This window comes from Yersinia thracica (assembly GCF_902170565.1).
Taxonomy (GTDB): domain Bacteria; phylum Pseudomonadota; class Gammaproteobacteria; order Enterobacterales; family Enterobacteriaceae; genus Yersinia; species Yersinia thracica.
The window spans coordinates 36495-62645 of sequence record NZ_CABHXX010000070.1; the positions used below are offsets into that span (position 1 = coordinate 36495).

Genomic DNA, 26151 nt, shown 5'->3' on the forward strand with positions numbered 1-26151 from the left:
CGTATCAAGCACTGCGTTGCTCCCGCTGACGTAAAATCAGCCACAGAAAATAAGGGCCACCCAGTAGGCTGGTTATCAACCCGACCGGCATTTCAGCTGGTGCGACCAAAGTACGGGCCAGTGTATCGGCGGTGAGTAACAGACAAGCCCCACCCAGTGCGGCTCCGGGGAGTAACCAGCGGTGATCTGCCCCGATGCGCATGCGAATAAGATGCGGCACCACCAACCCGATAAAGCCAATAACCCCACTGACGGCAACGGCGGCACCAATCAAAATGGCACTGAGTAACAACAGGCGCAGTTTGGCTTGTCGCACATTGACACCGAGGTAGTGCGCTTCTTCATCCCCTAGCTGCAACAAGTTCAACTGACGCGCCTGCAATAAACCCAGCACACAGGCGGGCAGAATCAATGATGTGGCCACCATCAATGTCGACCACTGCGCCTGACCCAAACTGCCCATGCTCCACAGGGAAAATTGGCGTAATTGCTGGTCATCACTGATATAAGTCAGCACCCCGACCGCCGCACCGCACAGCGCGTTGATCGCGATACCGGCCAGTAGCAAACGCGATAAGTTGCCATGCCCCCAGCGGCTGAGAGTAAAAATAATGGCAGAAATGGCCAGACTGCCAATAAATGCGCCGACCATATGACTGTAAAGTGCTAACAGTGGCGGCAGGCTGAATGGCATCACAATAATCAACCCGACACATAGGGCCGCGCCGCTGCTGATACCCAATAGACCGGGGTCGGCCAGTGGATTGCGGAATAACCCTTGCATGATAGCGCCAGAAACCGCCAATGCGCAGCCGACCACCACCGCCAACAGTACACGGGGTAGACGGATGTTCAGCCAGATATGCCACATGGCGTCATCTAGCGAGGCGTGCCACAGAGTGCGAAATGAGAGTGTCAATGCCCCCATATTGGCCGAGCCGAGCGCTAAGATGATCAGAATCATCAACAAGATGCTCAACATCAGGCGCGGGTGGATACGGCAATTCATTGCGCTTTTTCCATCTCTTCACGCAGTTTCGCCAGCACTTGTGGGGTTTCCAGTCCAAAGCCCAGTAATGCCATATCATCGACAACTAACAGGCGCTTATTTTTGCCCGCAGGTGTCAAGGCGATACCGGGCAGTTTCCAGATGTTTTCATTGCCACCCAACGCCCTTACACCGTCACTGGTGACCAGCAATAAATCTGGAGCACTGGCGATAACGCCCTCTTGTGACAGTGGGCGATAGCGGCTGAAACCTTGCATAGCATTGTTACCACCGGCGGCTCGGATCATCGCATCCGCTGCGGTATTTTGGCCTGCTGCCATGGGCGTTAAGCCGCCATGGCTCATAACAAACAGGACTTTGACTGGCAGCGGCGTATTATTCACGGCGGCCAAACGTTGCTGATAGTCTTTAATCAGTTTCTGCCCTTGCTCCGGCTGATGAAGCGCCGTGGCAACTGCGCTAATCTTTGCCGCGACACTTTCCGGCGTAATCTGGCCGGGGATGGTAACGACGTTAACGCCACTCTCCGCGACCTGCTTCAGTGCCAGCGAGGGCTGCGCTAATTCGCTGACCAGCAACATGGTCGGCTTCATCGCCAAAATCCCCTCGGCATTAAGCATGCGCATGTAGCCGACATCAGGCAGCTTTTGCACTGCCTGAGGCTGTAGACTGGTACTGTCACGGGCCACTATCTCGCCACCCGCACCCAGTGCGTAGGCGATTTCTGTGACATCGCCGCCAATGGTGACGATACGTTCTGCGGCGAAAGATTTTAACGACAGAAAACAGGCGCTCAGTGACAGAATGAAAGGGAGTGACAGTAACCTTAGTCTCATGCGGCAATATCCTTATGATTTAGGCGGGAAATCTGCTCACGCCATTGGGTTTGCTCTGGCTGCCCTTCAGTGCGCTGGCCGTAAAGCTGTGCAAGTTGGGTGCCATCTGCAGCAAACAGTTCCAAACTGGTGACAAAACCGTCTTTTGTTGGTTTGCGGGTAATCCAGCTTTCAGCAATGGCGTCTTCGATCAGATGCAGTGTGAAGCGCTTGTTGAAAACATTAATCCAATTTTGATGCGGTGTGACCTTCTCAATCATGCCGGTGAAAATTTGTACACAACCACGATTACCCACGAAAATCATAATTTCGTTTTGTTCTTGTTGAGCAATATTCAAAAGCTGGGTCAGTGAGCTGTTATCAACCTGATAAGCCAAGTCATCACCCACGGCGCGGAATGCTTGTTGGCGGGTCAGGTTATTGCGCTTGAGCAGTTGGAAGAACTGATGCACGTCAGTCATCGCGCGCCATTCGGCATCGACAGTCTCATCAGTGGCCGTGGGTTCAGTGACTTCAGGTGTGCTCAATGGCTCTAGCTGCAACTCTGGGTTTTCTGTGGTGATAAACTTTGCCAGTAGCGCTTCCCAAGCAGGAATGTCAGTCTGTTCAGTGACATACACTTTATGCAGAGCATCGCCTTGATGGTCAAAGAACTGAATACTGTGGCGCACACCATGACGAGTTTCTTCTGTCAGTGTGAATGCACTGGCCCATTGATTGAGGAACAGACGCAAATCTAAATCACGCGGATTGAGGATCAAACCGGCGTGACCATTCAGATGTTGGTTTTCGTAACGGCCCATTTGTTCATGCACGGCATAGGTATTGCGGGTGATAGCTTTGACTTCACCGACCGCCTCTAATGCAGCCAGCAGCGTGCGAGCATCCGCTTTCAGCCGTTTGGCATCATGGCCGACACGACTGTGGGTCAGTTCTGCTTCTGAAATATTCATCAGAGTGGCGAGATCGCGCGCATATTTGCCTGGATTATCGGCTTTAGCCTGTAGATATTGCTCATATATTGAGTTGCTCATAATGATTTCCTCATTCTATTGATTTTTTATATGCAGGTGATAAGTAGGAATGATAATCCGGTAATTCGCTAATTGAATTACCGGAAGTGTTATTTCAGACTAACTTTTTCAGTCCATAACCCTTACCACTGATAGCTCACGAAGAACTTCGCGTTACGGCCATCCTGCGGCACACCTTGTGGTGCGTAATACTCTTTATCGAATGCGTTACCCAGCACCACCGTGGTGGTCACGCCTTTCAGCTGTTCCTGACCTTTATAGCTGACATAGAAGTCATTTAGGCCATAGCCGGGCTGGCGTTTTCCGGTGCTCAGCGGCTGAGATCGGTCGGCAAAGGTAGCAATCCAGCCCACGGCAAAACCACTGTTAGCCACGGGGACATCCAGCGTGCTGGTGACCGTATCCGGGTTAATGGATTCGAGCCATTTATTGGTATCCTGGTTTTTACCGCGAGTGCGGTTATAGGCCAGATCCCAGTTAAACAGGGCGGTTTTGTAGCTCATAGTGGCATCCCAGCCCCAGATTTTTGCTCTGTCGATATTTGCCGACGTGGTGGTCATTGAGACCATGTTTACCTTGGTGTCGATATAGTCTTTCGCGTTGGTGTCGAAGTAACTGGCCTTGAATTGCAGATCATCTTCGGCCATCAACAAGTCGCTAAAGCGCAGACCAAAACCGTATTCCTGAGTTTCGTTGGTTTCTGGTTTCAGATTAGGATTCGGTACCCAGAAGTTGGTGATGTATCTTCCGCCGCCGATAGGAATGGAAAAGTGTTTCGAATCGTTGTACATCTCACCCATGGTCGGAGCGCGGAAAGCCTGAGCATAGGAACCGAACAGCATCAGCCAGTCAGTCGGTGTCACGGTGAGCGCGCCGCGTGATGACCATTTATCGGCATCGACGTCGGCGTAGCCTTCACTGCTACCGCGATAGTTGTCATAGCGGGTACCGGCCAAAATGGACACTGGCAGGTCACGCAGGGTGATTTCATCTTGCAGCCAGCCGGAGCCAAAGCGAATATCGGCTTGTGGGAAGCTTTCAGTCGCGCCACCCGGCGTTTGCTCTTGTTTGTAAGCTTCGGTGCCGTAAGTCAGCAAGTGTGAGGCGAAACTATCAGTGAACAGGCGGGTGCGGTTTTCCAGCTTGCCACCTTCGGTGGTTTGCTTGCGCCCCTCTTCTGGCGTGCCCTGTGGCCGTGCATTGATTTCTACTTCGGAGTAGTAAACCTGCGCCGTGGCATTCAGCCATTCTTGATTAAGGGGCTTAATGTTGTATTTAAGCTGCGCATCTCTTTGAATTGTCGAGCGATTTGTCATGACGTTAGCGCTGGACGCCGCGCTGGTTTGCGGGTTTTTTGGCTCTATTGCATTGTTGTTGTAATAGCGCAGATTGGTACTCAATGACTGAATCTGGTCAATGCGCCAAGTGCCTTTTGCCAGCACATTACTAATGGTTTCATCATTCGGAGCATTAAAACCATCACTCTGACGAATGTTGCCGATATCGCGAGTACCAAAGGAGAGAATGCCATCGACATCATCGGTGCGGCCAAAGGCGCTGGCACCCAGCCCGAAGCTGTGATCGCCCGTGGCGGCAGAGCTGTAAACCCGATAACCGGTATTTTGGCCCGGCTGCAAGAGGTCGGCGGCATCGACAGTTTCATAAGAAATTACCCCGCCCAGTGCGCCACTGCCATACAGCAAGGCGGATGGGCCACGCACCACTTCAACCCGTTTGACCAGCGCCGGATCGAGGAAAGTGGAATTCAGGTGGCCAGTATCAGTCCCTTGACGAATGCCATCAACTAAGGTGAGGACGCCTTGTTTGCCGTAGCCACGCAGTGTGACGTCTTGCCCGTTAACGCGCCCGCTCCCCGTGACGGTCAGCCCCGGAATATTGCGCAGCATGTCTGCGGCGGAGGTGGCGGTTTCACTGGTTGGCGTGTTGGCTTCAATCACCGTCACCATCATCGGCGCTTCAAAGCTGCTGCGCTCGTTACCGGTCGCGGTGACGACCATGGGGTCGATGGCATGTCTTTTGCTGTTGGTTTGAGTGGATGTAGGATCAGCAGCTTGAGCAGCAAAAGGCAGGGCGCAAGCGACTGCCAAACTGAGAGGGGACCAATGGAAACGGTCAGAAGTAAAACGAGGCATGTCGGCAATTCTCCATATTCTCTATGCAATATAATATGCAAAAACAAATAGATAGCTTGCTGGCTGCCTTGATTAGAAAATCTGGGTGGCTTGCATTAATATCTTTAGCTTTCGGCGTCACAACACCGAGGCGCTTAGGTCTGTCGGTATGTTATTTGGTCAGAATCAGTTTTCCAGCCTTGGTTTGACGTAGCTGATAACATTCACCCTGATGGATAATAAAAGCGACACCGTGTTCTCCCAGCAGTTGCTCGCTGGTGATAGACAGCGGCTTACTGCCCGCAGAATGTATGGTCGTAGGCTCGTCGTTCCTTATGGGGGTTTTGTTCAACTGTTTATCCATATAACCATCATGGTAATGATAACCAATATCAATATGATAAGTATTATCAATCATAACGAATGTTACACCAAGACATATTTATTGTTAATTCATTTTACTTTGCGCGCTAATCGGGGTCTGGCAGCCAATCAAGGTTCATAGCAGGCTGACGGGAAGGGACATTAAAGTTCGGGTGGATGGGCAGTTAGTTTTTAATATTATTGCCTTACGGCTCAATGCCGCACTGTGCGGTATCGGTCTTGCCTACATACCCGAGGATATTGTTAGCGAGCATATTGCAGCCGGACGGTTAATCACCGTTCTGCAAGATTGGTGTCCGTTTATTGCGGGTTACCACCTTTACTATCCTAATCGGCAGCCTACTTCCCCTGCGTTTACGTTGCTGTTGAATGCGCTCCGCTATAAGCAATAGTGGAGTCACCAACGACTCCACGATTTATTTATCACTGAAGATTTTTATCTTTCAGGAATTTTGAGACCAGATCGGCGATTTCAACGTTATTCAAATCAGAGAAGGGGAAATGAGTATTTCCTTTAATGCCGATTTCCGGCAGATGGATAACCGCCACGTCTCCGCCATGTTTATTCACTACATCCCGCCATTGACGCGCAACAGCCAACCGGGCGCGCCAGCTATCTTGTGCAGGCAAGGCCGTCGGTTTATCCGGGATATTGTCGCCGTAGATAATCAGCACAGGAATTTTAGTCAGTGCCATAAACTGATCCAGGGGCACCGATTCCCCTTTTACGGTATCAAAGGCGTTCTTGGTTGGCGGCGGGACTTCGCCTTGTGGAAAGACAAAGCTGCTGCCAGGTTCAAACGCGACTATCCCTTTTACGTTGGCATTCTTCATCGCGGTAAACCAGCCGGGGCCACCCCCCTGAGAGTGGGTAAACAGAATGGCCGGGCCGGATTTATCCACGACGGCTGACATGGCATCCGCAATCACATTGATATCAAAGGGGCCGGTGTTGGGGGTCATCTGACGGTAGTACTGGTTTAATGTCTCTTTATCGTGGGAGAACTGTACGCCCTCGAAGAAATCGGGCCAGACACCCAGACGGAACTGATTAAACCATAGTTGCTCATCGGCAACCGGTTTGACGGTTCCTTCCACCATACTGCGACCGGCGTTCCCCCGACGTGGCTGATCGACCAGATAGGTTGAGAAGCCACGGCGCAGGAAGATGTTCTGAAAACCCTCGCGGCCGTCCGGTGTGCTTTCCCATGTCCGGGCGGACTGTCCAGCACCGTGCAGCATCACAATGGGATATTTGTGTGGGTTCTCTGGGATCTGATAAAACACAGAGGCGTGATCGCTATGATAGGTCTGGCCTGTCGGATCCAGCGGTTTTTTCGCATCAAACTGCCCTGGTGTCGTAACGACAGCCCCACCTGCGGCAAAACTTCCCTGCGACTGAATAACCAAGGATTTTGTTGGTGCAGCAAAGGCAGATTGAGAAACTAATCCGCCCACCAACATACAGGCGGTGAGTGTTCTCAGTAAGGTTTTCAATGTATTTTCCTTATGTGATAGCAGATAAATTACTGCAAGAGCCGCATTTTATTATTGTGGGTACTGGTCGTCCGTGACTTTTTCCATCCACGTCACAGTGTTACCGTCCTGTGATTCTGAAACAGCAATATGCACCATCGGCTCTGTTGCGGATGCGCCATGCCAGTGTTTGACACCCGGCGGGATCCAGACCACATCGCCGGTTTTGATTGGCTGGGCCGATCTTTCCCATTCCTGTACCCAACCCGTGCCGGAAGAGATGATGAGTGTCTGTCCAAGGGGATGCGTGTGCCAGGCTGTTCGTGCTCCGGCTTCAAATGAGACGGTTCCCCCAGAAATTCGGGCCGGGGCAGAGCCTTTAAACCGTGAGTCAACCTTGGCCGTGCCGGTAAAGTACTCAGGAGCACCCAACGTCGTGGGTTGTGAGCCCGCAGGGCTGACGGTCACTGCCTCCTGCGTTGCGGCAATAGCCTGCGTACCGGGCAGTAAAAGCGCCGCCAGTGTGATAAGGAAGATTTTCATATCTATTCAATCCTTTAACGAGAGAAATACCCATTAATCCATTGCAGAAAAAAACTATTTCCCTTCTTTAAACACTTCTTTTGCAATGGATATCGCGGTTACTGCCGTTGGCCACCCTGAATAGAAAGCAAGCTGGGTGATGGTTTCGACCAACTCTTCCTCAGTGACACCGTTCTGGCGAGCCAGACGCAGATGAGAACGCAACTGGTCAGGACGATCCATTGCCACCAGAGCACTGACGGTCACCAGGCTCCGATCACGTTTTGAGAGCTGTGGCCGTTCCCAGATATCGGCATACAGGACATCGTCAGTGAGTTGCGCCATCTTGGGGGCGATATCCCCCATCAATTGTTGCGCCCGAGACGGTTTTTCTGTTTTATTTTTCGCCGCATCCTGCGCGTGAGCAAAGGTGGCCATTGAACCGGCAAAGGTAAGAGCGGTGCATAGCAGGTACTGCTGAATCTTGTTTTTCATCATCCATTTCCTTTGTTATCGACACCATTAAAAGTTGGGGGAGATAGTGGTGACGATAACCTGAGTTTACTGGATGCTTCATGTCACCAGGCTGACCGCTGCCTGACAAGTTTGTCAGAATGCGCACGAAATGGATTATGACAGCATGGGCATTCCCGACTTCACATAACTATCCGTTTCTTTTTCAACAGGTTCACTGCTTATGGCGAGTGTCAGGCCGAAGGTATTGATCCCATTTTGGCTACTGGCAAAGACATCGCCACGGTGCATTATCGCCACTGCCCTAACGATGGAAAGCCCGAGTCCATGGTGTGTATCACTGCGCGCACGGGAATAATCCGCACGATAAAAACGCTCAAATAAACGTTTCAGATGTTCAGCCGCGATGGGTTCACCCATGTTGGCGACCGTGATGGAGGCCAGATTATTCTCTCTGCCGATCGTCACCTTCACGGTGGTACCAGGAACAGCATGTCGGGCGCTGTTTTCCAGTAAATTCGCTAGAGCGCGGTGGAAAAGTCGCCGATCAATGCGTGCCGTGAGATCTCCCTCGACATGAATAGACAGGTTTTTTTCAGCAAAGGACGGCTCCACATACTCCGTGGTCTTGTAGGTCTCTTCACTCAGAGACACGTCGGTTAACTGGGTTGCATGCTCCCCAGCCTGAGCATGGGAGAGGAACAGCATATCGTTGACGATAGAGGTCATTCTCTCGAGTTCTTCCAGATTGGACTCCAGTAACTCCTCGAGTTCATGCGTTTCGCGTTGCCGTGACAGACCGAGCTGCGTTTGCCCCATCAGATTGGTCAGCGGGGTTCTCAGTTCATGAGCCACATCGGCGTTAAAACTTTCAAGTTGTCGCCAGGCGATTTCCTGCCGTTCGAGTACCCCATTGAATGTCACGGCCAGCTTTTGCAGTTCATCCGGCAGCGTTGAGGTGTCCAGACGCTGCCCGTGATTTCCCGGAGCAAGGTGATGGGCCTGATCGCTGAGTTTGTTGACCGGGCGCATGCCTATTCTGGCAATCACAAACCCCAACTGGGCCACTAATAAAACACCGATTGCGCTGATGAAGATCAGTGTACGGGTAAATTCATTCAGGGTACCCATATACGGTGTGGAGTCGATGGCCACTACATAGCGCAGAGCGGGGCGCTCCCCTTGGGCAGGAATTTCCGACATCAATAAAAACAGAGAGCATGACTCTTCTGTGGCACCGGGAACTTTGCTGAATCCTTTACTCAGCGAAGCCCAGGTGACCCCACTGGGTGGCGGGCCGCCCACCTGAAGCTTTGGATCATCACTGAGGATCCAATACTGTACGCGACCACCCTCAGCCGTGGCCAAATCGGTAAATTTGGTCGTCAGCGTTTGCCAGCCGTCCAGCGTGGTGCGGGAGAGGATCCAGGGTGTCATCAGCGATTCCCTGAACTGCAATTCGTTATGCATCTGTTTTTGCAGTGAGTCATGCAAAGAGTTTCGCAGCACAATACCCAGAGCTGAAACTATCAGTATGGAGGCCAAGGCAAACATCAGGGCCAAACGTCCAGAGATAGAACGCTTTATCATGATAACTCCCTATTTAGACTGGCGCTCGGGGCGGGTTTCAAGGACATACCCCATGCCTCTCACGGTATGCAGCAATTTGACCGGGTAGGGCGCATCAATTTTTGCCCGCAGGCGTTTTATCGCGACCTCAACCACATTGGCATCGCTGTCAAAATTCATGTCCCAGACCTGCTCTGCAATCATCATTTTTGACAGGATCTCTCCCTGATGTCTGGCTAACAGGCTTAACAGAGCGAACTCTTTTGCGGTCAGTTCAAGACGTTCACCGGCTCTTGTGACACGCCTTGCCAGCAGGTCGAGATGCAGATCGTTAATGTGCAATTGAGTGACATCTACGCCATCACTCGGGCGCCGGCGCAACAACGCCTGGATACGGGCAACCAGTTCAATCAGCGAAAAAGGTTTAGGCAGATAGTCGTCCGCACCCTGACGCAGACCCTTGACTCGTTCATCAACCGAACCGCGAGCAGATAACATCAGCACCGGGGTTTGCTTGCTGGCGCGAAGACCTTCCAGAACACTATAACCATCCATGCCAGGCAACATGACATCCAGCACAATCGTATCGTAATCATACTCAAGGGCCAGGTGCAATCCGTCCGTACCGTTGGCTGCCACATCCACGGTAAAACCCAGTTCGCTGAGTGCGCGATTGATATAGGAAGACGTCTTCTCCTCATCTTCTACCAAGAGTAACCGCATGTTCGTATCTCCCTTACCCATCAGGGCAATAAACGTCTTATTTCACTTATCTTAGCGGCTAATGACCAACACCAAGCTGACATTTTCCTGACATTTTTGTCAGAAAAATATTTTTCTAACTGACAGAAATGTTATCTGGCCGTCATGCTGATGTCAGCATGCCCCCCGTAGACTGCCTGCAAGCCACCCCCTCGCTAAAAAAGACCAAAAGGAATGTCGGGGTAATACGTTATTTGCTTTAGATATCTGGAGGATTCTTTAAATGAAATACAACGTTTTTAAAACAACATTATTAGCGGCAGTGATCACTCTTTCATCGGGGGGCGCAATGGCAGCAGATTATAAATTAAATCCGTTTACCTTGACCTATGACGGCGCGATTACTGAAAACGTGAAAGGTAAAGTTAATATTCATCCGGTGACTTATCAGTTAAATGGTCTGGATATTTCTGCCAACGTGTATACCCCTGCAAATTATGACCCCGCTAAAAAATACCCAGCAGTCGTTGTGGCTCACCCCAATGGTGGCGTGAAAGAACAGGTTGCAGGCCTGTATGCTCAACGTTTGGCAGAAAAGGGGTACATTGCCATTACTGCGGATGCAGCATATCAGGGGGCGAGTGGCGGCTTGCCGCGCAATGTGGATAAACCGGCATACCGTATTGAAGACATTCACGGCATGGCCGATTTCATCACTCAATATCCCGGCGTGGACACGGCCCGTTTAGGTCTGCTGGGGATCTGCGGTGGTGGAGGCTATGCCTTAAAGGCAGGGCAAACCGACAAACGCTTCAGCGCCATTGCCACATTGAGCATGTTTGACTCCGGCCTGGTCAGACGCAACGGTTATCAAGATTCACAACTCGCCACAATACAAGAACGTTTAAAACAAGCCTCTGATGCGCGAGCACAAGAGGCCGCTGGCGGTGAGGTTATTTACCTGGGAGATGCCAAGCTGACGGATGAACAAATTGCCAAGCTGCCATTTGACCTCTATCGGCAAGGTTTTGAGTATTATGGCAAAACTCATGCTCACCCCAATTCAACCTTCAGATACACCGCCAGCAGTCTGCTCGACTTAATGAGATTCGATGCGGCAAGCAATATGGATTTAATTAATAAGCCGCTATTGATGATAGCAGGCAGTAAAGCCGATTCCCTGTATATGAGCGAAAAGGCCTTTAAAGGCGCGAGCAACGCGAAGGATAAGGAACTGTTCCTGATTGATGGTGCAACCCATATTGAAACCTATTGGAAGCCGGAATATGTGAATCAAGCTATGGGTAAACTTGATCAGTTCTACGGGAAAAACTTATAAGAAAACGAGGCCCCACTTTCTCTTTTATCTGCGTTAACATGATTCCTTATTGAAATATGCCGAACAAGAATTGAAAGTGGGAGGCGGCCAGAATTAAAAGCAAAAATACGAAACCTGGCAGATTATGACCGGATATTTATTGGCTATCCCATCCGGTGGTACAACATGCCGTGATAGCCGCAGGCTAATAAATGAAAGCGAAATATAAATTTCAGGTGATTCAGGATATCGTAATGATAATTATCCTATTATCACTAATGGGGGTTCATCTGTGGGGAGAAAATATCCGTGAATGGTTGGGTGTGGTGTTTTTAATGATAATCTTGCTCCATAATGGCCTGAATATTCACTAGTTTAAAAAACTGTCTCAGGGAAAGTATTTTGCCGTCAGGGTGATGCAAGTCACGCTAAATCTCTTACTGGCGCTGTTATTTTTATTAGCCATTATTAGTGAGTTGATGCTATCACAATTCTCTTTGCTTATATGGCGCGATTTTTTCTGTGGTTATTCTTGTTTCATGCCGAGAGGATTGAGGAGCTGGCTCAATGAGCCTTGCTGGTTTGACACGAGAGGAAACTCTGTGTAACCATAATACGTAACAAAGCCCACTTAATTTAACAAGTGAGCTAATTGATTGCTAACTACTTTTAAAATCTATGTGGCGAAATTACGAGCGTATCGCATTCCTACCCAATCACCTGTTTGTTAAGACTGATGTTCAGTCACAGTAACAAACAAGCTTAAATAGTGGTGCCCGGACTCGGAATCGAACCAAGGACACGGGGATTTTCAATCCCCTGCTCTACCGACTGAGCTATCCGGGCAACGGGGCGCATTAAACCGTATTGGGCGCTGATCGTCAACGAATTTATAGCTTAAAACCCCTAAAAGCGTGTTGATCGCTCTCTTTTCAGGCAAAAGTGGAAAATTCTTCGCAAATTGGTCCGAAATTCTACCCTGCGCAGCTTAGCTTAATGCACCATTTTTTCGGCACTGGGCGACTGCCAATACATCTTCTGCCAAACGTTTAGCGACTTCAACATCGGCTAGTTGGCGTTTTACCAGCAATTTGCTCAGGCAACCTTCCAAAATCAACTCCATTTGCTGGGCGACCATCTCGGCATCATCAGCCTCCATCTCTCTCAGCAATTCCAGAGTATAGTGCAGCGAGGCTTCTTTTTGCTGCTCTGCCAATTGGTGGATAGGGTGGGCATCCTCGGGATAGAAGCTACAGGCCGCAATAAACAAGCAGCCGGGATAACGCTGATTTTGTACTTGTTCACTGAGTGTTTGATAGCGCGCCAGTAGCTTTTGTTGCGGCGATAATGTCTCGTCCAACTGCAATTGACGCCGCCAGGTATCGATCTGCTGGCTATGGTAGCGCAGGCAATCGTACAGCAATGCTTCGCGATCCGGCCAGAAACGGGCCAGATCACTGACTTCGACGGAGACTTCTTTTGCTAGCATTTCCAGCGTAGTATTTGCCAGCCCTTTCTGTTCTAACAGATTGAGCGCACTGCTTAAAACTTGTTCGCGTTGCACGTTGCTCTCCTCCAACTTCTTCCCGGCAAGTATGGTTTTCCACTGCTGATTACGCAAATAAATACATTGGCACTTTCTGTCAGCAACCTCTGTACCTTATCACTACTACCGCCCGATTTTTCTAATTCTTTACCACTGAGTTATTTGGCAAACTATAACGGCAAGCTTATCGCATGATTTTTTTGCGGTTTCGCAGTCTGTGAAGCGGGGCGCATTTTATGGCGCATCTGCTTGCCATAGGGGAGCGGAGCTATACTAATAAGCTACCCGCTATCTTGGGCGGCAGCGGGTAGCTGATGAGATTGAGTTATTTATGAAAATAGTCATTGCTCCGGATTCTTATAAAGAAAGTTTATCCGCGCTGGATGTTGCTGTGCAGATTGAAGCGGGTTTTCGTACCCAATTTCCTGACGCACAATATATCAAGTTGCCGGTTGCTGATGGCGGCGAAGGCACAGTGGAAGCTATGGTTGCGGCCACGGCGGGCAGAATTATTAAGGTTAATGTGACCGGGCCGTTGGGGGCAAAAGTTGATGCCTTTTACGGTATATCCGGTGATGAAAAATGTGCATTTATTGAAATGGCTGCCGCCAGTGGGCTAGAGCTTGTTCCGCCATCTTTGCGCAACCCATTGAAAACCACCTCCTACGGTACCGGTGAATTGATTTGCAATGCGCTTGATCAGGGCGTGAAACATATCATTATCGGCATCGGAGGTAGCGCCACCAATGATGGCGGCACGGGGATGGCACAGGCGCTGGGTATCAAGTTTCTGGATAAGCAAGGGAAGCCGCTGGGTTTTGGCGGCGGTAAGCTGGTTGAGTTGGCTACTATTGATATTTCAGAGTGCGATCCGCGTATTAAACAGTGCCAAATCGATGTGGCTTGTGATGTCACCAACCCACTGACGGGGCGGGCGGGGGCTTCGGCTGTTTTCGGCCCGCAGAAGGGCGCTACACCGGCCATGGTCACTCAACTGGATGAGGGGCTACGGCATTATGCCGAGGTGATTAAACGCGATCTGGATATCAATGTTGATCAGGTTGAAGGGGCGGGTGCAGCAGGGGGATTAGGTGCGGCGCTACTGGCTTTTTGCGGCGCGACCCTAAGCTCAGGGATTGATATTGTTACCGATGCATTGGGGTTGGATGCTTTAGTTCGCGATGCCACTTTTGTCATTACCGGAGAGGGGCGGATGGATAGCCAAACTATTCACGGCAAAGTGCCTATTGGTGTCGCCAGAGTGGCTAAACGTTATAACAAACCGGTGATTGGGATTGCCGGTAGTCTGACCGATGATGTGGATGTGGTGTATGAGCACGGGGTGGATGCGATTTTTAGTGTGATTTACAATGTTTGTACTCTGGAGCAAGCGCTGGATAATGCGGCAGACAATGTGTTCAGGACGGCGCGTAATATCGCCGCCACGTTGGCAATAGGTATGGCGGCTGGAAAAGCTAAAGATTTGGGCGAATGAGCAGGACTTAATGCCAATTAACATAAATCATATCAATCAGTTAGCCGTTGGCGTGATAAATTTTGTAGATGCTGCAAGAATTCCGTGGCATTCATAAAACCGGTCACTCTGGCGGCGGGGATTTCATTACCTTGAGCATCGAAAAACAGGATGGTCGGCAAGCCCAGCACATTTAACTGCTTCAACAGCGCGCCATGTTCGGTGCTGTTGGCTGTCACGTCAGCCTGGAGCAGCACAGTATCGGCTAGCTGGCGCTGAACCTTGTCATCACTGAAAGTGTATTTTTCAAACTCTTTACAGGCAACACACCAGTCGGCGTATAAATCCAGCATCACCGGCTGACCTTTCGCTTGGGCTAATGCCGCCTGTAACTGAGGTAAATCGGCCACTGACTTAAAACCTAAGTGTTTAATTTCACTCTGTTGTGTGTGGTTGCCGAAAGCCCAGTCTTGCAGTGGACGGGCAGCCACCAGTAAGGCGGCCAGCAGCAATAACTGGCAAGCCCGTGCCCAACCGGAGTGAGCTTTCAGACTTAATACAAATGCCCAGCCGAAGAAGGCAATCGCCAACAAGCTCCATAAACGTAAGCCCCAAACATCGCCCAGCACTCTTTCCAGCAAGAACACCGGCAGCGCCAGAATCACGAAACCGAAAGCTTCTTTGACATACTGCATCCACGGGCCACTGCGCGGCAGCAGTTTGTTGCCGAACAGCGTCACAATCACCAGTGGAATACCCATTCCTAAAGCATATAAATAGAGCGTTCCGCCACCGGCCAGCATATTACCGCTTTGGGCGATATATAGCAGAATGGCGCTGAGTGGGGCAGTGGTGCACGGCGAACAAATCAGGCCTGCCAATGCGCCCATGGCAAACACACCGGCTAGCGAGCCGCCGCGTTGGCTGCTGCTCCACTGCACCAATCGGGTTTGCAGTGACGATGGCAATTGCAGCGAATAGAGGCCAAACATCGAGAGCGCCAGCAGCACGAACAGCGCAGATAGCCCAATCAACACATAAGGGTGCTGTAGCGCGGCCTGAAATTGTAAACCCGCCGCCGCAACCACCAGCCCGAGTAAGGTGTAAGTCAGCGCCATCCCTTGTACATACACCACTGCCAACAGCAATATCCGCCGCTGACTGTGGGGTTTTTCACGCCCGAGAATAATAGCTGAAATCAGCGGGTACATCGGCAAGACACAAGGGGTAAAGGCGATACCAATACCGATGAGCAGCGCCCACAAAGGGGAGAATGGCAGCTCAGTTGGCACTGGAGTTGCAGGGGCGGTGATTGGCGGCGCGGTGGCTGCGGATGAGCCGGCAGTAATAGCGGAGAGCGGAACCACCCGTGTTTCCGGGGGATAGCAGAAACCCGCTTCGGCGCAGCCCTGATAAGTCACACTGACACTGGCGTGCTCACCGGCCTGTGTAATGGGGATTGTCAGTGTTAACTGTTGCTTGAAAATAGCGACTTCGCCATAGAACTCATCGTGATGCGCAATACCCTCCGGCAGAGTAAATGCCACGAGCGTGGCGTCTTGCGGCACAATTTTGATTTGCTGGCGATACAGATAATAATCAGGGTGGATTTGCCAACTTAAGGTGAGCTGGTCACCCTGTTGGCGGAAATCAAAGGCAAATGCTTGATCGACCGGAATAAATCGGCTCTGGGCGCTTTTTTGGCCAAAAGCGGCATTATCACTAAACAGTGAAGCTTGTGCGCTGTGTGGTGCGAGTAAAATGCTGCACAGCAGTAGAATCAGAGTAATGAAGCGTTGAGCCATGACAGGTAATCTTTATCTCCGTCCCGTACCGGCAGCACCAGTAATTCCGGTGTCTGGTAGGGGTGATGTTGTTTGATATAACTGAGAAGCGCTTGCTGATGGCCAGTATTGCTCTTGAACAAAAGCTGGACTTCATACTCTTGCTGGAGTTTACCTTCCCAGTAGTAAATAGAGGTCGCACCCGGCAACAATGTGGCGCAGGCGGCCAGTTTTTCACCCAGAACCTGCGCGGCTAAATTCTGCGCGCTGGCCTCATCAGGTGCGGTGCACAATACCACAATTGCATCACAATCAGACATTTTAACCTCATTGGTAGTGCTGTTCTATGGTGACGTGGGAAGTTACGAGATAGCGCAATGTGTGAAGTCATCGGCTTATAAAACGCACTATACCCTGAAGTAGGGGGAGGTCAGAAGATGATTTATATCGCAGTGGAATAGATGCGATGACGCTCGCAAATGAGAGTGGGGCGCATCGCACGCCCCATTTACAGCTGATAGATTACAGAACCAGACCGCCCATCACGAAGCCGAAACAAACGGCCAGTGCAACCCCGATGGTGCCAGGGATGAAGAACGGATGGTTGAACACGAAGCGTCCAATACGCGTGGTGCCGGTGTCATCCATTTGTACTGCTGCAACCAGTGTTGGGTAGGTTGGCAGAATGAACAGACCAGAAACCGCTGCGAAAGAAGCAATGGCCGCCAGTGGTGAAACATTCAGTGCCATTGCCATTGGCATCAATGCCTTGGCAGTTGCAGCTTGAGAGTAAAGCAGTGCTGAACAGAAGAAGAAAATTACAGCCAGCAACCATGAGTGAGCTTGAATCAAGCTACCCGCAGTTTCTTTAATCCAGTCCAGGTTGTGCTGTACAAAGGTATCGCCCAACCAAGCTACACCAAGGATACAAATACAAGCACTCATCCCAGCTTTGAATGTGCTGGAATTCAGGATTGAATCAGTATCAACTGAGCACACTAAGGTGGTGATGGTTGCTACGCTCAACATGATGATCAGGATGGCGTTAGTGGTGTTCATCAGCGGTGTTGCCACCAAACCGACACTTGGGCTGTTGATGATGGCATAGGCCACAACACACAACACACCGGCCAGGAACAGCAGCACGGAGGTTTTAGCCCGTGGTTTAATCACTTTGACTGTGTCGCCACGTAGAGTGACCAAACCTTCTTCTAAACGTTTTAGATAGACCGGGTCATCAGACAGTTTGGAGTTAAAGCACCAGGAAACAATCAGTGACATCACAAACACCGCACACAGGGTGGATGGGATGACTATCATCAGTAAATGTAAGTAACTGACGCCATGGCCTTCCATGACGGAAGACATATAGACTACTGCCGCAGAAATTGGGGATGCGGTAATGGCGATTTGCGCGGAGACTACCGCGGTAGACAGTGGGCGGCAAGGTTTGATGCCTTGTTCTTTCGCCACTTCTGCAATCACCGGCAGAGCTGACAGAGAAATGTTACCTGTCCCGGCAAAGATGGTCAGAAAATACGTGACCAGCGGAGCAAGGATGGTGATGTGTTTTGGGTTCTTGCGCAGTAACTTTTCAGTTTGTTGCACCAGATAATCCATACCGCCCGCAACCTGCATTGCAGAGATGGCGGCAATTACAGCCATAATAATTGAAATTACATCGAATGGAATGCTGCCGGGTTTGACACCAATAATCGCCAATACCAGAACACCAATACCCCCTGCAAAACCTATACCGATACCGCCTAACCTGGCCCCTAAAAAAATGGCCAGCAGAACGATGACTAATTCTACGGCTATCATAGTGTTTACTCCTTGATCTAAATGAAAAATTAAAGTTAAAAATTTGTGTTTGCCAGAAAGTAAAAAGGCACGCTGTCCAGAGGAGCATGCGTGCCTTGTAGGGCTACCGGATGATTATTTTATTGTTCATTTTCATCGGTATAACGTTTTGCCTTATAGGCAGGATGCATCAGGTTCTCGACAGAGAAAATATCGTCCAACTCAGCCTCAGTTAATAGGCCGCGTTCCAGAACCACTTCCCGCACATTTTTACCGGTTTCCGCACAAATCTTGCCCACGATGTCGCCGTTATGGTGACCAATGAATGGGTTTAAATAGGTGACGATACCGATAGAGTTAAACACATAACGCTCGCAGACTTCTTTGTTGGCCGTAATGCCATTGATGCATTTTTCCAACAGGTTATAACAAGCATTTGTCAGGATGTGGATGGACTCAAACATCGCCTGGCCAATCACCGGCTCCATGACGTTCAATTGGAGCTGACCTGCTTCGGCCGCCATAGTAATGCAAGTGTCGTTACCGATCACCTTAAAACAAACCTGGTTAACAACTTCAGGGATCACCGGGTTTACTTTAGCGGGCATGATGGAAGAACCGGCCTGCAATTCTGGCAGATTGATTTCATTCAGACCCGTGCGTGGGCCAGAAGAAAGCAAACGTAAGTCGTTGCAGATTTTTGACATCTTAACAGCCAGACGTTTCAGGGCGCTGTGCACCATCACGTAAGCACCACAGTCCGATGTCGCTTCAATCAAGTCTTCTGCTGGAACACAAGCCAATCCACTGATTTCAGAAAGTTTTTGTATCGCCAGCTGTGAGTAACCTTCAGGTGTGTTCAGCGCAGTACCGATGGCGGTGGCACCCAGGTTAACTTCCAGCAGCAACTCTGCGGTACGTTGCAGATTTTTGGTTTCTTCTTTTAATAACACCGCGAAAGCTTTGAATTCCTGCCCCAGTGTCATGGGTACTGCATCCTGCAATTGGGTACGACCCATTTTCAGAATTTTCTCGAATTCTTTGGATTTTCTTTCGAAGCCTTCTTTTAACTGATTGATGGCATCAATGAGCTTCATGATGGAAGCATAAACCGCAATGCGGAAGCCCGTTGGGTAGGCATCGTTGGTGGACTGGCATTTGTTCAGATGGTCATTAGGGTTGAGGTATTGATATTCCCCCTTTTGGTGCCCCATCAGTTCCAGACCGATATTGGCCAGAACTTCGTTGGTATTCATGTTTAAAGAGGTACCGGCGCCGCCTTGGAACACGTCAACCGGGAACTGATCCATACACTTCCCTTTATCCAGAACTTCATCACATGCCTGAATAATGACATCAGCAATTTTGCGTGGGATGGTATGCAACTCTTTGTTCGCCATCGCCGCTGCTTTTTTTACCATGACCATGCCGCGTACAAATTCTGGCACATCACTGATCTTGCTGTTACTGATATAGAAGTTTTCAATCGCACGCAGGGTATGAACACCGTAGTAAGCCTCTGCGGGGACTTCTCGTGTACCTAACAGGTCTTCTTCAATACGAATGTTATTTGACATGAGAACCTTCTCTAATCTGCTGTCTTGTTTTGTATTTGTTAACTACATTATGCCGCCGTGAGCAATATGATGCGGAAATGAACCTTGAGTACGGAAAGATTAACCATTCATCTTATTGCTGACAGGATCATATGCTGCTTATTGATAAAAAGCCTTGAACTAGGATCACTATATGGTCGGAATTAATTGAGATGATCTGATATCTGTGATTTCTCTCACAGTTGTACTAATAAGTAATAAAAGTATTCGCCTAACTTGAAAAGCGATTCAGCCACCACCATTTTATTAGGGTCGACCCTCGTTGAAGGGGTCGCTGATGCTGAAATCCGCTAATAAAGGAAAAAACAGTGTCAGCGCCAGTCGGGTCAAGGTTTTCATGGTATCTGTCAGGCAGGTTTACCCTGATGAGAGATATTGAATGATTGGAATAAGGAGAATGCGGTGCGTTGGTTACCGTTAGCGCTGATATTTTTATTGGCATATATAGAAATATCGATATTTATCAAGGTCGCAGCCGTATTGGGTGTGATGGTTACCCTATTGCTGGTGGTCTTCAGCTCCTGTGTGGGGATATCTCTGGTGCGCAATCAGGGGATAAAAACTTTCATGCAGATGCAGCAAAAACTGGCAGCGGGTGAAAGCCCTGCGGCTGAAATGGTGAAAAGTGTTTCACTGGTATTGGCCGGTTTCTTATTATTAATCCCCGGTTTCTTTACCGACTTCATCGGCTTGTTGCTGTTATTACCACCCATTCAAAAATCCTTGACGCTAAAGCTGATGCCGCATTTGAATATTTATCGTGGCGGTTTTAGTGCTGGTGGTTTTAATCACAATAATTCTGGCCCTATGGGCGGCGGAAATACCTTTGATGGTGAGTTTCAGCGCAAAGCTGATGACCACTTCATCGTAGAGCATCGTCCGGAAGAGGATGATAAATCGACAGATAACCGCTTTAAAGATGATAAGTAAATCGCGATACTTTCTAATTGATTGTTTATTAATCATAAATTCATAAAGTAAATGAGAGTGCTTTCTATGGTGGGTCGGCGGAGAGATGGCTAAAATTAGCCCTCTCAGGACAAGAAAAAACTGAAATTTTTTTTGTCCTCTCCCTTGAAGGGATGTGAAGTCGCCCCCATTAAGATAGCCACGGTATCGGTTATGAAGGCAAGCCGGTACTCATCCTAAACCTGATACGGACCTTCTCAATAGGAGAGCTATCAATGAAAATTCGTCCATTGCATGACCGCGTTATCGTCAAGCGCAAAGAAGTTGAGTCAAAATCTGCTGGCGGCATCGTTCTGACTGGCACAGCGGCAGGTAAATCTACCCGTGGTGAAGTTCTGGCCGTCGGCAATGGTCGCATCCTGGATAACGGTGAGATCAAACCGCTGGATGTGAAAGTAGGCGACATCGTTATTTTCAACGATGGTTACGGCGTGAAGTCAGAGAAGATCGACCATGAAGAAGTGTTGATCATGTCCGAAAGCGACATTCTGGCAATTGTTGAAGCGTAATTCACGCTCTCTAATCTTCTGAACTGAACGAGTTAAGGGAAATCATACCAATGGCAGCTAAAGACGTAAAATTCGGTAACGACGCACGCATCAAAATGCTACGCGGCGTAAACATTCTTGCTGATGCAGTAAAAGTCACCCTGGGCCCGAAAGGCCGTAACGTAGTTCTGGACAAGTCTTTTGGCTCCCCAACGATCACCAAAGATGGTGTTTCGGTTGCGCGCGAGATCGAACTGGAAGACAAGTTTGAGAACATGGGTGCACAGATGGTTAAAGAAGTTGCCTCTAAAGCGAATGACGCTGCGGGCGACGGTACCACTACTGCAACTGTATTGGCTCAATCCATTATCACTGAAGGCCTGAAAGCAGTTGCGGCCGGCATGAACCCAATGGACCTGAAACGTGGTATCGACAAAGCCGTTATCGCGGCTGTTGAAGAGCTGAAAAAACTGTCTGTGCCATGCTCTGATTCTAAAGCGATTGCTCAGGTAGGCACCATCTCTGCAAACTCAGACTCAACTGTGGGTGAGCTGATTGCACAAGCGATGGAAAAAGTCGGTAAAGAAGGCGTTATCACTGTTGAAGAAGGTTCAGGTCTGCAAGACGAGCTGGACGTAGTAGAAGGTATGCAGTTCGACCGCGGTTACCTGTCTCCTTACTTCATCAATAAACCAGAAACTGGTTCTATTGAACTTGAAAGCCCATTCATCCTGTTGGCTGACAAGAAAATCTCTAACATCCGCGAAATGCTGCCAGTGCTGGAAGCCGTAGCGAAAGCCGGCAAACCATTGCTGATCATTGCAGAAGACGTTGAAGGCGAAGCCCTGGCGACTCTGGTGGTTAACACCATGCGCGGTATTGTTAAAGTGGCCGCTGTTAAAGCACCTGGTTTCGGCGACCGCCGTAAAGCCATGCTGCAAGACATCGCTACCCTGACTTCTGGTACTGTTATTTCTGAAGAAATCGGTCTGGAACTGGAAAAAACCACTCTGGAAGATCTGGGTCAGGCGAAACGTGTTGTTATCAACAAAGACACCACCATCATCATCGATGGCGTAGGCGACGAAGCTGCGATTCAGGGCCGTGTTGCTCAGATCCGTCAGCAAATTGAAGATGCAACTTCTGACTACGACAAAGAAAAACTGCAAGAGCGCGTGGCTAAACTGGCTGGTGGCGTTGCCGTTATCAAAGTTGGCGCTGCAACTGAAGTTGAAATGAAAGAGAAAAAAGCGCGCGTTGAAGATGCTCTGCACGCAACTCGTGCTGCGGTAGAAGAAGGTGTGGTTGCGGGTGGTGGTGTTGCACTGATTCGTGCTGCATCTGCTATCACTAAGTCTGGCCTGAAAGGCGACAACGAAGACCAGAACGTCGGTATCAAAGTTGCGCTGCGTGCGATGGAATCTCCACTGCGCCAGATCGTAGTTAACGCCGGTGAAGAAGCTTCAGTTATCGCGAACAACGTTAAAGCGGGTTCAGGTAGCTACGGTTACAATGCTTACAGCGAAGAATACGGCGACATGATCGCGATGGGTATCCTGGATCCAACTAAAGTGACTCGTTCTGCTCTGCAGTACGCAGCCTCTATTGCTGGCCTGATGATCACCACCGAGTGCATGATCACCGACCTGCCACGTGATGACAAAGGCGGTGATATGGGCGCTGGCGGCATGGGTGGTATGGGCGGCATGGGCGGCATGATGTAATGCCCCACCCTATAGCTTCGATTAAGCTATAAACCGAAAGCGAGTGGGGCAACCTGCTCGCTTTTTTTATAGGAAAAAAACGGCTATACAGCCAATACCTGTCGTAACTTTGCCCCGCCCACGTTTTATACTCAGCCTTTTCTGATTCACATATTGCAAACTCGCGCCCCAAAAGCAGTTTTATTTTGCTCTGTGTGATGATTGCAGGACTTTTTTTAGCTGCGGGACACATTTAATGTGTAAACTGTTAATCATTAGCCATCAGTCTCGACATTGGGTACCTGGATAATTTCGGCAGCGAATGCCCCAGCGGCAGCGGTGCTTTCTGGTAATCTTTAGCGTGATTCTCAACTTCGAATGGGGAAAAAAATGCGGATTAAAGTGTTACTTGGTCTTTCAGCGGCAGTGTTGCTGGCAGGCTGTAGCTCCACTAATCAATTGAGTTCAGCGGGCGAGCAAGTGAAGTTCTCCGATACCAAACCGGGTAGTGAATGCCAGTTGGTTGGGCAGGTGACGGGGACTCAGAGCAATTGGATCTCAAGCGGTGAAAGCAGCTCTATGCGCGGTGCGGCAAATGACCTGCGCAATAAAGCAGCGGCAATGGGCGGCAATGTTATCTATGGCGCAACCAGCCCGAGTGAAACCTTCTTATCAAGCTTTGCACCGCTAGACAGCAAAATGGTCGGCGAAGTTTACAAGTGCCCTTGATATCTGAAGCTCAAGCGTAAATAAATCAAGGGGTGCCATGGCATCCCCTGATATATCCGTCATCTTTCAAGCTGCAGGTGTGTTGTCTGCAACCGGCAGATTTGTCACCCAAATCATTCATCCTGCATTAACCGCAGGTCCAGTGGTGTTTTGCTGGGTTGCCCCCCAACTTCGCGCGTTAAGCGCGGCACCAGATACCCGGACACACGCCGCAGTAATCCTTTCATTAACTGCCGAGCTTCATCGTCATCGACCATAAAATGAGCCGCACCTTGTACTTTATCCAGCACATGGATGTAATAAGGCAGAATTCCTGCATCAAATAATGCATTACTTAATGTTGCCAACACCTCTGCATCATTATTAACTCCACGTAACAACACACTCTGATTTAACAGGGTCACACCGGCCTGTTTCAGCAGTGCCATGCTGCCACGGAAAGATGTGTCAATCTCATTGGCGTGGTTGATATGTGTCACCATCACCACCTGTAATCGCGAATCACTTAGCCGCTGACATAAATCCGTGGTAATACGTGCCGGGATGACGACCGGCAAGCGAGTATGGATACGCAACCGTTTGATGTGGGAGATATTTTCGATCTCATCCAATAACCAGCTGAGTTCGCTATCTTTTGCCATTAACGGATCGCCGCCGGAAAAAATGATCTCATCCAGTTCAGGATGTTGGCGAACATAATCCAGTGCCTGGCGCCAATTGGCCTTGTTGCCTTGGTTATCCTGATAGGGGAAATGACGGCGGAAACAATAGCGGCAATTGACAGCGCAACCACCCTTGACCAGTAATAGTGCGCGATTACGATATTTGTGCAATAGGCCGGGAACAACACTGCGTTGTTCATCAAGTGGGTCGTCGGTAAAACCGGGAGCGGTAATAAATTCTTCCCGTGCGGTGAGCACTTGAAGCAATAATGGGTCTGATGGGTTTCCCGGTTGCATGCGCGAAACGAATGCGCGGGGCACTCTTAAGGGAAATAAACGACGCGCAGCAGTACCTTGTTGTAGGTTAGGGTGTTCATTTAACAACAGAATTCTTAGCAATTCGTCCGGATCAGTAATTACATCGGCGAGTTGTTGCAACCAATCTTCTCTAATTGGCATGTTTCGGGTTACAATACTTGCCATTTTTTAGGCTTATTACCAGTTTCTTGAGGACCATCATGGCCAGTTATTATAGCAACGATTTTCGTCCCGGTCTTAAAATCATGTTCGAGGGCGAGCCTTATTCAGTTGAGTCCAGCGAGTTTGTAAAACCAGGCAAAGGCCAGGCTTTTGCTCGTGTTAAAATGCGCCGCCTGCTGACCGGCGGACGTGTTGAAAAGACTTTCAAATCAACAGATTCTCTGGAAGGCGCAGACGTTAACGACCTGAACCTGACTTACCTGTACAACGACGGCGAGTTCTGGCATTTCATGAATAACGAGACTTACGAACAGCTGCAAGCCGATGCTAAAGCTATTGGCGATAATGCTAAATGGTTGATTGATCAAGCTGAATGTATTGTAACTCTGTGGAATGGTCAGCCTATTGCTGTTACTCCACCAAACTTTGTTGAACTCGAAATTGTTGACACTGACCCAGGTCTGAAAGGTGATACTGCCGGTACCGGTGGTAAGCCTGCAACTCTGAGCACCGGTGCAGTGGTCAAAGTGCCACTATTCGTACAGGTTGGCGAAGTCATCAAAGTTGATACCCGCTCTGGCGAATACGTTTCTCGCGTTAAGTAAGCTACAGCCGTTAAGCTGTGATAAAAACTGCGCTGAGAACAAAAGAAAACCGCTTAATCGGCGGTTTTCTGCTATCTGGGTTTGGCCCATTGGTGACAGTGAGTTAAGTAAGAAAAAGTGCAATATTGTTTTTGTGACTATCCTTATAGGGCGAATATACTCACTCTCCATAAGGAATTTTTATCATGTTGAAGAAAAGCATCGCTATTATTTTCTCATTATTAGTTATCTCTTCATTGAGCGCCTGCAATACCACCAAAGGTGTCGGTAAAGATGTTCAAAGCGCAGGTAGCGCTATTGAGCGTAGTGCTGAATAATCCGCTATCGGTATTATTATCGGCGGCTATTGCCCCGTTTTTTTGGCGGGGCATGAGATTGCTGCTTATTATTTAGCGTGCTAACCTATCATTCTTATCTATCTGCTGTCTGGGACGACCTAGCACGCATCTATTTTTCTGGGGACGACCCCGCCTGAGTAAAGGGGTTTAGCATGGCTTGGATTATTTTGGCTATTGCAGGTTTATTGGAAGTGATTTGGGCTATCGGCCTGAAATACTCCCATGGTTTTACGCGGCTGACACCCAGTATTATCACTTTGGTCGCGATGGCCGCCAGTGTTTTCTTATTGGCTTATGCTATGAAAACCCTACCGGCAGGCACGGCTTACGCGGTTTGGACCGGGATTGGTGCGGTGGGGACGGCCATTTTAGGTATTGTGCTGCTTGGCGAATCGGCCAGTTTGGCGAGAGTATTCAGTTTGGGGCTGATTTTAGCGGGAATCATTGGGTTGAAATTAGCGTCATAAATGACAAGGGGGCAATCCCCCTTAGTTGATT

Annotated in this window: 26 protein-coding genes, 1 tRNA gene and 2 pseudogenes; 12 read left to right on the plus strand and 17 right to left on the minus strand. The window is 49.4% G+C overall.

What is annotated here, in order from left to right:
* Positions 1-4: 4 nt before the first annotated feature.
* The 5 genes from FTA91_RS08815 to hemP form a co-directional block, all read right to left on the minus strand.
* Positions 5-1009 carry a FecCD family ABC transporter permease gene (locus FTA91_RS08815; protein WP_050114976.1) on the minus strand — a complete coding sequence of 335 codons (1005 nt, stop codon included), beginning with the start codon at positions 1007-1009 and terminating at the stop codon, positions 5-7.
* On the minus strand, positions 1006-1845 hold the full coding sequence (locus FTA91_RS08820) for a heme/hemin ABC transporter substrate-binding protein (protein ID WP_145534360.1): 840 nt from the start codon (positions 1843-1845) through the stop codon (positions 1006-1008). Before FTA91_RS08820 ends, FTA91_RS08815 begins: the two co-directional genes overlap by 4 nt.
* Positions 1842-2879 carry a hemin-degrading factor gene (locus tag FTA91_RS08825; RefSeq protein ID WP_145583202.1) on the minus strand — a complete coding sequence of 346 codons (1038 nt, stop codon included), beginning with the start codon at positions 2877-2879 and terminating at the stop codon, positions 1842-1844. The genes FTA91_RS08820 and FTA91_RS08825 overlap by 4 nt, the downstream gene beginning before the upstream one ends.
* Positions 2880-3001: 122 nt before the next feature.
* Positions 3002-5032 (minus strand): TonB-dependent hemoglobin/transferrin/lactoferrin family receptor, encoded by a 2031-nt coding sequence (locus FTA91_RS08830; RefSeq protein WP_145534366.1) that lies wholly within the window; start codon positions 5030-5032, stop codon positions 3002-3004.
* Between the two features lie 151 nt (positions 5033-5183).
* Positions 5184-5375, minus strand: coding sequence for a hemin uptake protein HemP (gene hemP, locus FTA91_RS08835; protein ID WP_174634826.1), 192 nt, complete (start codon positions 5373-5375; stop codon positions 5184-5186).
* A 160-nt stretch (positions 5376-5535) separates the two neighbouring features.
* Here hemP and FTA91_RS08840 point away from each other — a divergent pair, with 160 nt between their 5' ends.
* Complete coding sequence (locus FTA91_RS08840; protein WP_227507666.1) at positions 5536-5787, plus strand: LysR substrate-binding domain-containing protein; 252 nt, start codon at positions 5536-5538, stop codon at positions 5785-5787.
* 31 nt (positions 5788-5818) lie between these two features.
* Here FTA91_RS08840 and FTA91_RS08845 read toward each other — a convergent pair whose 3' ends face one another.
* The 5 genes from FTA91_RS08845 to FTA91_RS08870 form a co-directional block, all read right to left on the minus strand.
* Positions 5819-6892: an alpha/beta hydrolase gene (locus tag FTA91_RS08845; protein WP_145583204.1), complete on the minus strand. Its 1074-nt coding sequence runs from the start codon at positions 6890-6892 to the stop codon at positions 5819-5821.
* 51 nt (positions 6893-6943) lie between these two features.
* Positions 6944-7414, minus strand: a complete 471-nt coding sequence (locus FTA91_RS08850) for a (R)-mandelonitrile lyase (protein ID WP_050114989.1) — start codon at positions 7412-7414, stop codon at positions 6944-6946.
* Between the two features lie 54 nt (positions 7415-7468).
* On the minus strand, positions 7469-7891 hold the full coding sequence (locus FTA91_RS08855) for a carboxymuconolactone decarboxylase family protein (RefSeq protein ID WP_037401574.1): 423 nt from the start codon (positions 7889-7891) through the stop codon (positions 7469-7471).
* 132 nt (positions 7892-8023) lie between these two features.
* Entirely contained in the window at positions 8024-9457 is a 1434-nt protein-coding gene (locus tag FTA91_RS08865) for a heavy metal sensor histidine kinase (RefSeq protein WP_050114993.1), read from the minus strand.
* 9 nt (positions 9458-9466) lie between these two features.
* Positions 9467-10159 carry a heavy metal response regulator transcription factor gene (locus tag FTA91_RS08870; protein ID WP_145534369.1) on the minus strand — a complete coding sequence of 231 codons (693 nt, stop codon included), beginning with the start codon at positions 10157-10159 and terminating at the stop codon, positions 9467-9469.
* Positions 10160-10487: 328 nt separating this feature from the next.
* On the opposite strand from FTA91_RS08870, the gene FTA91_RS08875 reads away from it, so the two are divergent.
* The 3 genes and pseudogenes from FTA91_RS08875 to FTA91_RS08885 all read left to right on the plus strand — a co-directional run.
* Positions 10488-11477 (plus strand): alpha/beta hydrolase, encoded by a 990-nt coding sequence (locus FTA91_RS08875; protein WP_413081182.1) that lies wholly within the window; start codon positions 10488-10490, stop codon positions 11475-11477.
* A gap of 37 nt (positions 11478-11514) precedes the next feature.
* Positions 11515-11648 (plus strand): annotated as a pseudogene (locus FTA91_RS08880) (flavodoxin); the annotation flags it as partial.
* 20 nt (positions 11649-11668) lie between these two features.
* Positions 11669-11956, plus strand: a pseudogene (locus FTA91_RS08885) (DUF4405 domain-containing protein); the annotation flags it as partial.
* A 270-nt stretch (positions 11957-12226) separates the two neighbouring features.
* Here the strand turns inward: FTA91_RS08885 and FTA91_RS08890 are convergent.
* Together FTA91_RS08890 and FTA91_RS08895 are read right to left on the minus strand one after the other, a co-directional pair.
* Positions 12227-12302, minus strand: a tRNA-Phe gene (locus FTA91_RS08890).
* A gap of 142 nt (positions 12303-12444) precedes the next feature.
* Positions 12445-13020 carry a transcriptional regulator gene (locus tag FTA91_RS08895; protein WP_050114998.1) on the minus strand — a complete coding sequence of 192 codons (576 nt, stop codon included), beginning with the start codon at positions 13018-13020 and terminating at the stop codon, positions 12445-12447.
* 313 nt (positions 13021-13333) lie between these two features.
* On the opposite strand from FTA91_RS08895, the gene FTA91_RS08900 reads away from it, so the two are divergent.
* Positions 13334-14497, plus strand: coding sequence for a glycerate kinase (locus FTA91_RS08900; protein ID WP_050115000.1), 1164 nt, complete (start codon positions 13334-13336; stop codon positions 14495-14497).
* Positions 14498-14529: 32 nt separating this feature from the next.
* Here the strand turns inward: FTA91_RS08900 and FTA91_RS08905 are convergent, their stop codons facing one another.
* The 4 genes from FTA91_RS08905 to aspA form a co-directional block, all read right to left on the minus strand.
* A complete protein-coding gene (locus tag FTA91_RS08905; protein WP_050115002.1) occupies positions 14530-16281 on the minus strand; it encodes a protein-disulfide reductase DsbD in 1752 nt (583 codons plus the stop codon).
* Positions 16257-16580 (minus strand): divalent cation tolerance protein CutA, encoded by a 324-nt coding sequence (gene cutA / locus FTA91_RS08910; protein ID WP_050115005.1) that lies wholly within the window; start codon positions 16578-16580, stop codon positions 16257-16259. Before cutA ends, FTA91_RS08905 begins: the two co-directional genes overlap by 25 nt.
* A gap of 202 nt (positions 16581-16782) precedes the next feature.
* Entirely contained in the window at positions 16783-18084 is a 1302-nt protein-coding gene (locus FTA91_RS08915; protein WP_050115007.1) for an anaerobic C4-dicarboxylate transporter, read from the minus strand.
* A 119-nt stretch (positions 18085-18203) separates the two neighbouring features.
* On the minus strand, positions 18204-19640 hold the full coding sequence (aspA, locus tag FTA91_RS08920) for an aspartate ammonia-lyase (protein ID WP_004391821.1): 1437 nt from the start codon (positions 19638-19640) through the stop codon (positions 18204-18206).
* Between the two features lie 441 nt (positions 19641-20081).
* On the opposite strand from aspA, the gene FTA91_RS08925 reads away from it, so the two are divergent.
* From FTA91_RS08925 to FTA91_RS08940, 4 genes are all read left to right on the plus strand, one after another.
* A complete protein-coding gene (locus FTA91_RS08925; RefSeq protein WP_050115009.1) occupies positions 20082-20609 on the plus strand; it encodes an FxsA family protein in 528 nt (175 codons plus the stop codon).
* 254 nt (positions 20610-20863) lie between these two features.
* The gene (locus tag FTA91_RS08930; protein WP_004391824.1) at positions 20864-21157 is read left to right on the plus strand and encodes a co-chaperone GroES; all 294 of its coding nucleotides are present in this window, start codon (positions 20864-20866) and stop codon (positions 21155-21157) included.
* 50 nt (positions 21158-21207) lie between these two features.
* Positions 21208-22860 carry a chaperonin GroEL gene (gene groL / locus FTA91_RS08935; protein ID WP_038636978.1) on the plus strand — a complete coding sequence of 551 codons (1653 nt, stop codon included), beginning with the start codon at positions 21208-21210 and terminating at the stop codon, positions 22858-22860.
* A 369-nt stretch (positions 22861-23229) separates the two neighbouring features.
* Positions 23230-23568: a DUF4156 domain-containing protein gene (locus FTA91_RS08940; RefSeq protein WP_050115010.1), complete on the plus strand. Its 339-nt coding sequence runs from the start codon at positions 23230-23232 to the stop codon at positions 23566-23568.
* Positions 23569-23681: 113 nt separating this feature from the next.
* On the opposite strand, the gene epmB is transcribed toward FTA91_RS08940, so the two are convergent.
* Complete coding sequence (epmB, locus tag FTA91_RS08945) at positions 23682-24713, minus strand: EF-P beta-lysylation protein EpmB (RefSeq protein ID WP_145534373.1); 1032 nt, start codon at positions 24711-24713, stop codon at positions 23682-23684.
* Between the two features lie 35 nt (positions 24714-24748).
* On the opposite strand from epmB, the gene efp reads away from it, so the two are divergent.
* The 3 genes from efp (at position 24749) to sugE (ending at position 26120) form a co-directional block, all read left to right on the plus strand.
* Positions 24749-25315 carry an elongation factor P gene (efp, locus tag FTA91_RS08950; protein WP_049561631.1) on the plus strand — a complete coding sequence of 189 codons (567 nt, stop codon included), beginning with the start codon at positions 24749-24751 and terminating at the stop codon, positions 25313-25315.
* A 185-nt stretch (positions 25316-25500) separates the two neighbouring features.
* Entirely contained in the window at positions 25501-25632 is a 132-nt protein-coding gene (locus tag FTA91_RS08955) for an entericidin A/B family lipoprotein (protein ID WP_004392446.1), read from the plus strand.
* A gap of 173 nt (positions 25633-25805) precedes the next feature.
* A complete protein-coding gene (gene sugE, locus FTA91_RS08960) occupies positions 25806-26120 on the plus strand; it encodes a quaternary ammonium compound efflux SMR transporter SugE (RefSeq protein WP_050115015.1) in 315 nt (104 codons plus the stop codon).
* Positions 26121-26151: the final 31 nt, after the last annotated feature.